12 protein-coding genes are annotated in these 13850 nt (G+C 31.8%); all 12 read left to right on the plus strand.

What is annotated here, in order from left to right:
* The first annotated feature begins 271 nt into the window (after positions 1-271).
* The 12 genes from BN1354_RS06610 to BN1354_RS06665 all read left to right on the plus strand — a co-directional run bounded on the left by BN1354_RS06610 (position 272) and on the right by BN1354_RS06665 (position 13848).
* Positions 272-1432: a glycosyltransferase family 4 protein gene (locus tag BN1354_RS06610; protein ID WP_053826616.1), complete on the plus strand. Its 1161-nt coding sequence runs from the start codon at positions 272-274 to the stop codon at positions 1430-1432.
* 1 nt (position 1433) lies between these two features.
* The gene (locus BN1354_RS06615; protein WP_053826617.1) at positions 1434-2549 is read left to right on the plus strand and encodes a polysaccharide pyruvyl transferase family protein; all 1116 of its coding nucleotides are present in this window, start codon (positions 1434-1436) and stop codon (positions 2547-2549) included.
* Between the two features lie 114 nt (positions 2550-2663).
* Positions 2664-3659, plus strand: a complete 996-nt coding sequence (locus BN1354_RS06620; protein WP_053826618.1) for an FAD-binding protein — start codon at positions 2664-2666, stop codon at positions 3657-3659.
* A 42-nt stretch (positions 3660-3701) separates the two neighbouring features.
* Positions 3702-4919, plus strand: a complete 1218-nt coding sequence (locus tag BN1354_RS06625; protein WP_053826619.1) for a glycosyltransferase family 4 protein — start codon at positions 3702-3704, stop codon at positions 4917-4919.
* Positions 4920-4939: 20 nt separating this feature from the next.
* The gene (locus BN1354_RS06630) at positions 4940-5548 is read left to right on the plus strand and encodes a sugar transferase (protein WP_053826620.1); all 609 of its coding nucleotides are present in this window, start codon (positions 4940-4942) and stop codon (positions 5546-5548) included.
* 21 nt (positions 5549-5569) lie between these two features.
* Positions 5570-6178 carry an acetyltransferase gene (locus BN1354_RS06635; protein WP_053826621.1) on the plus strand — a complete coding sequence of 203 codons (609 nt, stop codon included), beginning with the start codon at positions 5570-5572 and terminating at the stop codon, positions 6176-6178.
* A gap of 272 nt (positions 6179-6450) precedes the next feature.
* Positions 6451-7641: a DegT/DnrJ/EryC1/StrS family aminotransferase gene (locus BN1354_RS06640; protein ID WP_053826622.1), complete on the plus strand. Its 1191-nt coding sequence runs from the start codon at positions 6451-6453 to the stop codon at positions 7639-7641.
* Positions 7642-7705: 64 nt separating this feature from the next.
* Entirely contained in the window at positions 7706-8287 is a 582-nt protein-coding gene (locus BN1354_RS06645) for a DUF3575 domain-containing protein (protein ID WP_053826623.1), read from the plus strand.
* A gap of 522 nt (positions 8288-8809) precedes the next feature.
* The gene (locus BN1354_RS06650) at positions 8810-10351 is read left to right on the plus strand and encodes an oligosaccharide flippase family protein (protein ID WP_082331586.1); all 1542 of its coding nucleotides are present in this window, start codon (positions 8810-8812) and stop codon (positions 10349-10351) included.
* Positions 10352-10356: 5 nt separating this feature from the next.
* Positions 10357-11703: a Coenzyme F420 hydrogenase/dehydrogenase, beta subunit C-terminal domain gene (locus tag BN1354_RS06655; RefSeq protein WP_154904832.1), complete on the plus strand. Its 1347-nt coding sequence runs from the start codon at positions 10357-10359 to the stop codon at positions 11701-11703.
* Positions 11700-12830 (plus strand): polysaccharide pyruvyl transferase family protein, encoded by a 1131-nt coding sequence (locus BN1354_RS06660; RefSeq protein ID WP_053826625.1) that lies wholly within the window; start codon positions 11700-11702, stop codon positions 12828-12830. Before BN1354_RS06655 ends, BN1354_RS06660 begins: the two co-directional genes overlap by 4 nt.
* Positions 12831-12864: 34 nt before the next feature.
* Positions 12865-13848: a glycosyltransferase family 2 protein gene (locus BN1354_RS06665; protein WP_053826626.1), complete on the plus strand. Its 984-nt coding sequence runs from the start codon at positions 12865-12867 to the stop codon at positions 13846-13848.
* Positions 13849-13850: the final 2 nt, after the last annotated feature.

Raw genomic sequence — 13850 nt, forward strand, 5'->3', positions numbered from 1 at the left:
AAGAAACTTACTTGAAAGATATTACACTACAGGTATTAACAACATTTAAGAATAAGTCTTTTTTTTAAAAATATAATGAAGAAAACATGTTGCATCTTTAATTTAGCAGCACACTATAGAGCTCCTATCTATAAACTAATAGACAAAGAACTTAATTGTGATTTTTTCATAGGTGATAATGTTAAATCACCTATGAAGAAAATGAACTATCCAGAGTTATCGGGATTCAAATATAAACATAAGTAGGAATCGACTAATTAATCAATAAAAAATGCACATATTACACATCGCTAATAGTTACGGTGGAACAGAAGTATATACTAATCTTATACAATCTTTAGACCATTTGGGAGTCAAACAAACAGTTTTCGTTCCACTAAACCCAAAGAATCAAAATAGGATAGGAAATCATATGGTCCCTTTTTCTGTTTCTGGGTCATCAATAATATATTCTACAATTTTAAAAACATATCACAGGTATTTTTATACGGCAAAAATTAGTAAGATAACAAAAGAAATTGAGAAAAAAATTGATTTATCAAGAGTTGATTTGATACATGCAGGGTTGTTTTGTTCAGATGGTGCTGTTGCTTACGAATTGTACTCCCAGTATAAAATTCCTTATATAGTGGCAGTAAGAAATACTGATGTAAATACATATTACAAAAAGCTATTTTGGAAAAGAAAATATTTTCATACAATATTAGAAAAAGCTAAAAATATTGTTTTTTTATCTCCTAGATACAAGAAAACCTTTTTAGATAATATCAAAAACAAAGTCAATAACAAAACTGCACTTGAGTTAGTAGAAAAAAGTGTAGTTATTCCTAATGGAGTAGACCCATTTTATTTAAAAAATAGAAGTACTATAGAAAGAAGAATCAACTTTCCAATTAGAATAATTTTTGCAGGTGCATTTAACAAAGGCAAAAATATATTAGAGGTGATTTATGCTTTAGATGTTCTTATTAATAAAGGATTGAATATTAATTTTACTATAATTGGTAAAGGGTTGAAGTTTAGAAAACAAGATTCAACATATACAACTAAAATATATGAATTAGCATCAGAAAGAGAATGGATTGAAGTATTAGATTATAAACCAAAAGAAGAACTTCGACAAATATTCAACAAAAGTGACATTTTCGTAATGCCATCTATTCCTGAGACATTTGGTTTAGTTTATGTGGAGGCACTTAGTCAAGGATTACCAATAATTTATGCCAAAGGACAAGGGTTTGATGGTTACTATAGTAATATTGGTATTGGTTTTGGTGTGAATGCAAGAGATTATAACGATATAGCTAATAAGATAGAACAAATTATAGATAACTATGATCAGATTTCATCAAATATATCTAAGTTGGATCTAGAGAAAGATTTTGATTGGGGAAATATCGCAGAACGATATTTAGAACTTTATAATAATTAATATGAAAATAGCTCTTTTATCTTTTCATAATGCAGCAAATTACGGAGCAGCATTACAAGCTTACGCCTTACAAAGGGCACTTTTAGACATGGGATATGAAAATGAATATATAAATTATCAAAATCAACACAGAAAAAACTCATATAGTATGAGTCACCATATAATAGATTCATTAAAAAAGAATGATTTCATAGGAGCAATTAAATATATATTAGGAGCTCCCTTTATGAATTTAAGGAAAATTAGATTTAATAAGTTTTATAAAAATAACCTTAAGTGTACATCAAAAATATACTCTACTTCTAATGATGCTAAATCGTTGAATAACGATTATTTCAAGTTTATTGTAGGAAGTGATCAGGTATGGAATTATAAGAATAATGGCAATGATGATGCTTATTTATTAAGTTTTGTAGATGATGATTCAAAAAAAGTATCCTATTCTTCAAGCTTTGGAATTTCTGAAATTCCAATAGAACAAAAAAATATTTATAGTACATATTTGTCTCGTATTGCGTATTTATCAGTAAGAGAGCAATATGGAGTTGAATTAGTAAAAGAGCTTACAAATAGAGAAGCTAAATTAGTATTAGATCCTGTTTTTCTGCTTTCTAAAACTCGGTGGGAACAAATGTCTAATAAGAAAATTGATAATAGATCATATGTGTTTAGTTATACAAATAAACCTAATCAACTCGAGAGTTTTTTATATTCTACAAAGTATGATTTAAAAGGTAAGCATGTATATAAACTATCTAGGAGTTTAACGATTAATGATTTTATAGACAGTAAGATACATGTTAAATATACTATGTCACCTACAGATTTCATCAGTGTTATTAGAGATTCTGAATTAATAGTGTCTGCTTCATTTCATTGTATAGCAATTTCTATTATATTAAATAAACCATTCGTAGCGATTCTTACTGGAGATAAAGGAAAGGACGAAAGAATACTAAATATATTGAAAATTCTAGGTCTTGAAAATAGAATTTATTCTGAGAAAATGACATTAAAACAAGTAAATGAGACAATTGATTATGATTTGGTCAATGAAAAGATGGAATCAATGAAATCAATTTCAATCCAATTTCTCAAAAATGCAATCAATGCTTAATTATTAATTTTAAAACAGAATCACTGGAGTATTATTTTAAAATATTCTTTTCAGCTCAAATTTTCTTGGATTTTCGTATACTATAATTTATATCTATTTATTATCAACTAATTTATGACTGAAGTTTTACAAATATTAAAGACAGAAAACATTGAATACTCCACTAATATAAATCTTTCAGATATTACTTATTTGAAAACTGGTGGAATCGCAAAGTTAATTATTTATCCAAATACAACTGATCAGGTCGTATCTTTAATACAAGGTTTGAAGATAAATGGAGTAGGGTACAAGGTTATAGGTGCAACTTCGAATCTGATGTTTTTAGACGATACTTCTTACAGTTGTCTAATATCTACCTCAAAACTAACAAAGATGGAACTAAATCTTGAAAAGAAGGAAATAGTAGGAGGAAGTGGTGTAATGATGTCAGATTTATCTCGATTTGCATTGATTAATTCTATAAAAGGTTTTGAAGGATTAGAAGGAATACCTGGTACAATTGGTGGAGCAGTTTTTATGAATGCTGGTGCATATGGATATGAAATAAAGGACGTACTTAATTCTATTGAAATGGTAGATACAGATGGTGTTCTACAAATAATAAAAGCTAAAGATCTTGGTTTGCATTATAGAAACTCTTATTTAAGGGAGGGTAAAATAAATGGAATAGTTACCAAATGTTTTTTTAATGTTGATTTAGGAAATCAATACGACATTGAACGTAAAATGGAGTTATTTCATTCTAAGAGACATAAATATCAGGATTTTTCTTACCCTAACTTGGGTAGTATGTATAGTGGTTCAGTTTATAGAGAAATTGGAAAACGAGACAAAGTTTTCAAATTAATATCCATGTTGTATTTTCTGTTTAATTATGAATTCAAAATTTTCAGACGCGAATCTCCAATAAATAGAAAATGGATTAATGACATCATAGTAAAAAGATTTAATTTAAAATATGATAAGCAACCATTTTCAAACAAGTCAATAAATTGCCTTGTGAACAGAGGCCAGGGAACTGATGAGATGTTAAGATACATGGATGACATTAAGAGATTAACTTACAATAAAATCCCAATTGAAAACGAAGTAGTAGAAGAATTTTAACTCTATTAAACATCGATATATTCAATTAATTTTATTATAATAATGAAACTAATCTACCTTCACCAATATTTCAAATTCCCTGACGAAACAGGAGGTACCCGATCTTATGACTTAGCTACATCTTTTGTGAAGAAAGGGATTGAAGTGGTTGTTGTTACAGCTACTTCAGATATAAATCATAAATCTAAAAAGAAGTGGAAGGTTATAGAAAGAGATGGCTTATTAGTTAATTACATTTATCTACCATATGGAAACCATTTGTCTTACTTTCAGAGGTCTTTTGTGTTTTTTAAGTTTTTATGGTTTTCTACTTTTCGCTTATTAAAACTTAAAGGTGATTTTGTTTTAGCTACTTCAACTCCTTTAACAATAGGAATTCCTGCTCTATTTAAGAAATGGTTTGGTAAGACTCCTTATATCTTTGAGGTTCGTGATGTGTGGCCGGAAGCTGTTATTGCAATAGGTGCTATAAGAAACAAGATGATGCAGAAATTACTTTATTTACTAGAAAGAGTAGTATATAAAAATGCATCTGCTGTTGTGCCTCTCTCAACCGATATGCAAAAGTCGATAGTAAATAGGTATCCACAATTTACAGATAAATCGTCAGTTGTTATAGAAAATATATCTGAGATTAATCGTTTTCAGAATATTGAAGATGAGATTGACTTGGAGAATATTACTGGTTTTAAACCTAGATTTTCGGTCCTTTATGCCGGTACATTTGGAAAAGTTAATGGTATTGATAGAGTAATTGATCTTGCTCAGAAAACTCTTTTAATTGATGACAAACTTGTATATATTTTAATAGGAACAGGGGCAGAAAAGGAAAATGTAATTCAATTAGCTAAACAAATCGGTGTTTTTAGTAAAAATGTTTTTATTTTAGATCCAGTATCTAAAAACGAACTTCCTACATGGTATAACACTACTTCAATGGGCTCCTCATTTGTAATCAATATTAAAGAATTATGGGCTAATTCTGCCAATAAATTCTTTGATACTTTAGCTGCTGGCAAACCAATTTTAATTAATCATGAGGGTTGGCAAGCGGAAATTATTAGAGAATACAATATTGGGTATGTTTTACCTCCTATTATAACTAATAAAGAAGCCTCTGAATTTGTAAAGTACACTCTAGATGAGAATCATATACTAAAACAGCAAGAAAATGCTTTATCCGTGGCAAAAGAAAAATACTCATTGGAGGTAGCAGTAGATAAATATTTAAGTGTATTTAATAAGATATCCAATAAATAAATATTGGATAATCATGATATATGTACAAACACTTCTTCAAACGTCTAATTGATTTTACACTTTCACTCATTGGCTTTATAGTCATTAGCCCCATATTCATCATAGTTTGGGTATGGCTAACAATTGCCAATAAAGGTGCCGGTGCTCTGTTTTTTCAGGAACGCCCAGGTAAGGATGAGAAGATATTTAAGGTGATTAAGTTTAAAACAATGACCGACGAGCGGGATGCTTCGGGTAAACTACTACCTGATGCTAAGAGGTTGACTAAGGTTGGCAGGTTTGTACGTTCTACATCTCTTGATGAGATTCCTCAGCTTATAAATGTTATTAAAGGGGATATGTCATTAATTGGACCAAGGCCTTTATTAGTGCAATATCTGCCTTTATATAATGAAAATCAGAAGCGAAGACATGAAGTCAAACCAGGCATTACTGGTTGGGCACAGGTGAATGGGCGTAATGCTATTAGCTGGGATAAAAAATTTGAGTACGACATTTGGTATGTCGATAATATTTCGTTCAGTTTAGATATTAAGGTATTATTTAGAACTATACAAAAAGTCTTTAAACGTGAGGGTATCAACTCTGATACAAGTTCTACAATGGAACCGTTTAAAGGTAATCGTTAATTTTTTACTGTTAAATCAATTATGTTTTTATTTGGTGCAAGTGGTCATGCTAAGGTGATCATCGATTCGCTGATTGCCTCGGGTATACAGGTTTTAGGTCTGTTTGATGATGACCCTGATGTGAAATCACTTCTGGAATTTCCTGTTTTTGGACCTTTTGATGCAGACAGACTTGGGAATGATGAATTAATTATTTCTGTTGGTGTAAATAACATCAGGAAAAAGATTGTTGATAGGCTTCCTAAAGACATTTTATATGGAAATGCTATCCATCCATCTGCTATTGTATCTAATTATGCTACTCTGGATAAGGGTAGTGTAGTCATGCAAGGAGCGATAATTCAGGCTTCGTCTGTGGTTGGTAAGCACTGTATTATAAATACAGGTGCATCTGTGGATCATGATTGTCATTTAGATGATTTTGTACATATTTCACCACATGCTACGTTATGTGGTAATGTTACAGTAGGTGAAGGGAGTTGGATAACTGCCGGAGTCACTATTATTCCCGGAGTGAAAATTGGCAAGTGGTGTGTTATTGGAGCAGGTTCTGTGGTTACAAAAGATATTCCTGATTATTCACTTGCTGCTGGAAATAGATGTAAGGTGATTAAGAGTCTTAAATTTTAAAATTCACTTTAAAGTTTTGGTTATTTTATTTCAGCATGCCTTTTTAAATTAGAGGTTATGTTTGTTACTTATAAATATAATATCAAATGTTGTGGAAATCTCTTCTAACACTTTTTGACTTGAAAATTGAAGATGAATGTTTACATTTTATAACTTAAATTTTATTCAATAATTCCATAGACACAATTATTTTAATTTTTAATTCAATTTCAGGTGTACAGTTTTACAATCTTGGACATTTAAAATCAAAAATAAGAAATCAGAACACATATATGAACAAAAAGATTTGGCTGTCTCTTGCGCGTATGACTGGCCATGAGCAGGGTTTTATTAATGAGGCGTTCGATACGAATTGGGTGGTTCCGCTTGGACCAAATGTGAATGGTTTTGAGCAGGATCTGGAGTTGTATCTTAATGAGAATGTGCATGTGGTGGCACTAAGCTCGGGGACTGCGGCTATTCACCTTGGGCTGCTTCAGCTGGGTGTGGGCCCGGGGGATGAGGTGATCTGCCAGAGCTTTACTTTTGTGGCTTCGGCAAATCCTATCAGGTATCTGGGGGCTTCTCCGGTGTTTATTGATAGTGAGATAGAAACATGGAATATGTCGCCTGATCTTCTCCGTATAGCAATTAAGGATAGGATTAAACTGACGGGCAAGAAGCCTAAGGCTATTATTCCTGTGCATCTGTATGGTATGCCGGCTAGGATGGATGAGATTATGGCAATCGCTAATGAGTATGGTATTCCTGTATTGGAGGATGCTGCAGAGGCGCTGGGATCGGAGTACAAGGGCAGGAAATGCGGCACGTTTGGTAAGTTTGCATGCTTGTCGTTCAACGGTAATAAGATGATTACTACTTCAGGAGGGGGTGCATTGATTTGCCGTACTGAGGAGGAGGCTGAAACGACTCTCTATTACGCTACACAGGCTCGTGATGATACTCACTATTATCAGCATTCGAATATTGGTTATAACTACAGGATGAGTAATATCTGTGCCGGTATTGGCAGGGGGCAGATGATTGAGGTGGAACAATTTGTATCCAGAAGGAGGGCTATTCATGATTTCTACATGAAGGAGCTTTCGCTTATTGATGGTATCACGGTTTTTGATAATCCTTCATCTGATTTTAACTCTAATCACTGGCTCACTTGTATTCTTATTGATTCTGAGGTTACCGGATTTACAAATAAAGATCTGTTCCTGAAGATGAAAGAGGAGAATATTGAGACTCGACCGCTTTGGAAGGCTATGCATATGCAACCTGTATTTGAAGATGCGCCTTTCTATGGTGATGGCACCAGCAGTGATCTGTTCCGTAAAGGATTATGCCTGCCATCGGGGGCTTCTCTTTCTGATTGGGATCTTCGCAGAGTGGTTGGTGTGATAAAGGATTTGGCCAGGTATAACGCTCCAATCCGTTCGTCATCAAAAATTGAGAAGGAGATTGGTGTTTCATGATTTGCATTTCTAACAAATCTTATCTATACTTGTTACCTTAAAATCTGAAATAGTATGACCGCTTATGAATAACTATATACGAATCACACTAACAGTAATTTTACTAGCTCTATCATCTCTCCTTATTAAATCAATAGGACAGGATCTGGTGGTGAAGACTAACCTACCCTATCTGTTGACAACGACTCCAAATATTGGTGTTGAGTATGCTTTTGCAAGGAATTTCAGCTTTGAACTTACTGGAGGATATAACCCATTCAAGTTTGGTGAGGATGCACGATTAAAGCACTGGGTGGTGTGGCCGGAATTGAGGTACTGGACTTATGAGTCGCTCAACGGTCATTTCTTTGGCTTTCACGGTGTTGGAGGTGGCTTTGATGTTGGTGGCTGGGATCTGGGGATTAACAAGCTTAGTAAGCTTAAAAACAGGTATGTGCAGGGATCGGCATATGGTGCAGGGATTAGCTATGGCTATGCCTGGGTTATTGAAAACAGATGGACAATTGAGTTTACTGCCGGTGTTGGGATGGCACGAATAGAATATGATACATATTCAGTTAGTACCGGTGCTAAGGATGGTATGGGCAGAAAAAAATATTATGGACCAACTAAAGGGGCGGTTTCTATTGTTTATACAATAAGGTAGATTCAAACTTAATTATACTATTCGTCAAATAAGTTACATTATCATAGAAATATAAAAACGTTCTTTATTTCATAAGTATAACTTTGGAATTTTAACAAATTAATTGTCTTAATTATAAACATTCGTATTTGGATATAAGACATTTCCAATACAGTAACCATCTATATCAGCCCGAGCAATTAAATTTGACTCGGGTTTCTTTATGTAGAAAGATATCTCATCATTATAGGATTTGGCAATTTATAAGATGAAACTTATCGTATTTTTTAGTAATTTCGCACTAATATATTTAGAGCAAATTTAATTTTGTCAGAAAACGGACTAATTGTAACGGATTAATTCTAAAATTGTTAAATAGACATATACTTCATTTATGTCTCGGGGCAGATTTTTGATTAATCCATTTTTTATTATCATCGCTTTAAATATTATATTCAGTACTATTGTGATAAGCCTGCATTGCAAAATGGGACAGGTGGGCACGAAGTGTGTTTGAAAAATAAAATCATTAATTTAAAAACATTGGAAAAAACTACTGCAACAAATTCACAAAAAAACAGGCGTATTGCGAAGAATACATTAATGTTGTATTTTAGGATGATACTAACAATGTTAGTATCCTTTTATACTTCTCGTGTAATACTGAATACACTGGGTGTTGAAGACTATGGTATTTATAACGTTGTAGGTGGAGTTGTGACAATGTTTGCATTTTTCAATAGTGCAATGTCTTCAGCAACACAAAGATTTCTTTCATATGAAATTGGTAAAAGTGATTATGACCAACTTAGAAAGACCTTTAACGCTACACAAATAATTCATATCGGTATTGCAGTACTTATATTTATATTAGCAGAAACGGTTGGTTTATGGTTTGTGAAAAACTACTTGGTAATTCCACCGGAAAGGTTAAATGCAGCCATATGGGTTTACCATTTCTCGGTGCTCTCTTTTATGGTGTCTATCATACAAGTACCTTATAACGCAACCATCATAGCCCATGAGCGAATGAATGTTTATGCTTATGTAAGCATTATTGAGGTACTACTTAAGTTATTAATTGTATTTATGCTGACCTGGATTACTTATGATAAACTCAAACTGTATGGAATATTGTATTTTGCAGTAGTGTTACTTATTGCTGCAATATATAGAATATATACTCGTAAAAATTTTGAAGAGTCAAAATTTGAAGTAGTAAAGGATAAAGGACTTTATAAAACATTAATTAGTTATTCGGGGTGGAATCTTTTTGGTAATATAGCGAGTGTGACAAAAGGACAAGGAGTTAATATATTATTAAATATGTTTTTTGGTCCAACAGTAAATGCAGCCAGAGGCATTGCAATGCAAGTGCAGTCTGCTGTTAATAGTTTTGTAAGCAACTTTCAAATGGCTGTAAACCCTCAAATCATTAAATCTTATGCTGCTGATGAAAAAGGATATATGTCGTCATTGGTAATTAGAAGTTCAAAATTTTCATTTTACCTATTATATATACTCTCATTACCTATTATCATTGAAATAGATCAAATATTAAAATTATGGTTGAAGACGGTGCCTGAATATTCTTCAATATTTACAATTTTAGTGTTAGTTATTATTTTGATAGACTGTGTTTCAGGTCCATTAATGACAGCTATTCAAGCAACAGGCAAAATCAAAGTGTATCAGGCGGTGGTTGGTTCACTTTTAACACTCATATTACCAATATCATATATATTATTAAAAAAGGGCTATTCTCCTGAGATTACCCTTTATGTAAACATTATTATTTCAATAATTGCATTATCATTTAGATTATATCTGGTATGGAAGTTATTAGAATTTCCGGTAAAAACATTTATTCGTGAGATTTTGTTGAAAAATATTGTTGTTATTCTGCTTACTCTTGCTCTACCTCTTTTCATACGTTACTACATGGACGAAAAAATTATTCGTCTTATAATCATAGTATTTGTTACTATAATTTGGAATTCAATAATCGTATATTCTATAGGTTTTAACAGTTCTGAAAGGAAGTTTGTAATCAGTGGTTTCAATAAAATATTAAAAAGAGAATGACTTTAATGAAAAAAAACATATTTGATGCTGTAGTAAAACAAGATATGTGCATAGGATGCGGTGCTTGTTTATACTCTTCATCAAATGACAATATATCTATGAATTGGAGTAAGGAGGGTTTTCTTATTCCAACTTCAGAAACACCTGAGCTTGAATCTGAAAAAAGTTTGAAGGTTTGTCCTTTCAATCCTTTTCCGGACAAAGAGGTACGAACTGAAAACGAAATTGCTGATATATTTTTAAATGATGCTCCAAATCATCATAAGAGAGTTGGGAAATTTTATAACACCTATGTTGGTTATTCAAATAAATATCGCCTGACATCTTCATCTGGTGGTTTAGCTACTTATCTGATAGATCAACTTTTTAAAGAAGATATTATAGATGCAGTTATTACGGTAAAGGAAGGTAAAGACAGTTTCTACGAATATTCTGTTATAAGATCAACAGACGAGTTAATATCAACTTCTGAGACCAAGTACTATCCTGTAACATTAGGAACAGTTATTGATCAATTGAAAAATTCAACTGAGCGATTTGCGGTTGTCGGGATTGCTTGTTTTATTAAATCTGTAAGACTTTTACAATTCTATCATCCTGAATTAAAAGATAAAATAAAATTTACAATTGGTATAATATGTGGTGGAGTAAAAAGTAAATTTTTTGCCGAATACCTAGCTGGTAAGACTGGCGTTTCAAGTGATCAATTCAGTCAACCAAAGTTCAGGATTAAAGATCTACAGAGTACTGCATCAGACTACTCTTTTGGCTGTAATGACATCAATGGTCAACAGCACACAATAAAAATGAGAAAAGTAGGTGATATGTGGGGATCCGGTATGTTCAAAAACAATGCTTGTGATTTTTGTGATGATGTTACAACAGAATTAGCTGATATCTCGTTAGGTGATGCATGGATAAATCCATATAACAAGGATGGAAAAGGGACAAATGTTATAGTTACACGAACAGAATTGGCTGAAAGATTAATTAATGATGGGATCATCCACAAAGAGTTAGCTGTAGATACTTTGGAGTTTGATCATTTTCTGTCTTCTCAACAAGGAAGTTTCAACCATCGGCAAAAAGCTTTGGGATATAGAATAAAATTAGCTAAAAGTAAAGGTTTTATTATTCCACCAAAGCGTCACGATAATGAAAATATTTCACTGGATTTTAAATTAGTACAAAAGCAGCGGATGGCTGTAAGAAAGCTAAGTTTAGTACAATGGCCTGTTTCAAAAGATAGTTTAGAATTTGATCAGACTATGTTTAAATCTAGAGAGAACTTAAGGAAAAGAACCAGAATATATCATTACGTAAGGGCGATCAAAAGAAGATTAAGAATATGAAAATAGGCATTCTAACACAACCTCTACACAATAATTATGGTGGTTTATTGCAAAACTTTGCTTTACAAACAACTCTAAAGAAATTAGGACATGAATCTCAAACTATAAATATAAAAAACAGAGAGAATTTAAAATTGCGCAAATATGCTTCATTATTAAAAAGAACTGTTTTAAAGTTATCTGGTCAGAAAATTAGAGTGCGTGCCTGGCCAACAGAAGAAGAAAAAGAAATTATATCTAAATACACCCAACAATTTATTAAGAAAAATATCACAACTACAGATTTAATTACTAAAAAATTAGATGAAAAGTTAATAGATAAATATAGTTTTGATGCTTATATTGTGGGAAGTGACCAGGTTTGGAGACCAAAATATTCTCCCCAGATGTCTACTTATTTTCTTGATTTTTTAGAGAATAACTATGGAGTCAAAAAGATTGCTTTTGCTGCTTCATTTGGAGTTGATGAATGGGAATTTACAGAGCCACAAACAAAAGAGTATAAAAGACTTATAAAACTCTTTGATGCTGTATCTGTCAGAGAGGATACTGCTATTGAATTATGTAAAAAACACTTTGGCGTGGATGCTGCTCACATGCTGGATCCTACAATGCTGCTTGCTAGAAATGAGTATATATCTTTAGTGGAAAAGGAGAAGATTGAAAAAAGCTCTGGTAATCTTTTTACTTATATTCTTGACTCTACAAATGATAAGAATAGTATAATTGAAAAGATTTCTAATAAATATAATTTGAAAACTTTTTCGGTTATGCAACCGAAGAGGTTCTCTGATATAGACAGAAATGGGATTGATGAATGTGTTTTCCCACCTGTGGAAGAATGGATACGTGGTTTTATGGATGCAGAGTTTGTTGTAACAGACTCTTTTCATGGTACTGTATTTTCCATTATATTTAACAAGCCCTTTATTTCAATTGCTAATGAAAGCAGAGGAACAACTCGATTTACATCGTTGTTAAAGTTATTTCAATTAGAAGATAAATTAGTACATTCACTAAGTGATTTTAATCTGACTGGATATAAGGAAATTGATTGGAAAAATGTAAATAGTATTCTGGAAAGGGAGAAAACATCTTCTATTCAGTTTATAAAAGAGAATCTATAATAAAGTAATAAAAATTGAAAGTACTATTGTAACTATGTATAAAGATAGACCCAAAATATCTGTGATTATCCCTGTGTATAATGTAGAAAGATATATTGAGAATTGTGCACGATCATTATTTGAACAAACTCTGGATGATATTGAGTTTGTTTTTATTAATGATTGTACACCGGATAAGAGTTTTGATATTTTGACAAATGTATTAAATGACTATCCTAATAGAAGAAATCAAGTCAAAATAATTCACAACAAAGAGAATAAAGGGATAGCAGCGACTAGAAATATAGGGTTGAGAAATTCAACTGGTAAATATATCATCCACTGTGATAGTGATGATTGGGTAGATCCTGATCTTTATGAGAAACTCTATTTGAATGCTGAAGCAAATAAAGCTGATATAGTATTATGTGACACAATAAAAGAAAAAAATAGCAATACAGATAAAATAATAGATTTTTATAGTGACAGTAATATAGAGTGTATTAGAGCAATTTTAACAGCTAAATTAACTCCCTACTTATGTACAAAACTTATTAGTAAAGAACTCTATGATAATAATAAGATAGATTTTCCTGATGGCGTAAATATACGTGAAGATTTTTATGCGCTAGTAAAATTGTTTTATTACTCTAAAAAGATTTCGAGAATATCAGATTCATATTATCATTATCGTATTCATGGTCACTCAATATCGAGGTCTGAAAATATGCGAGATTTTAACTCTGTATTTGTTCAAGACAGAATTAAAGCATCAGTACTTGCTTATGACTTTCTAATGAATACTGATGACAAAGTAAAATATGAAAAAGCTATACTTGATTCAAAGCTAATTCTCAAGATTCGAATTATCACAAAGATGTATGGTGTAAAAAAAGCAAGAGAAATATTTCCTGAAACAGATTCAAAAATCTTTAGTTCTAATTTATCTTTGCATCATAAAATACATATTTGGTTATTATCAAAAAAAATAAACATATTCTTTAGAATATATAAAATATACTTGTCAGTCAGATACTAAGT

This window comes from Lascolabacillus massiliensis, assembly GCF_001282625.1.
Taxonomy (GTDB): Bacteria; Bacteroidota; Bacteroidia; order Bacteroidales; family Dysgonomonadaceae; genus Proteiniphilum; species Proteiniphilum massiliensis.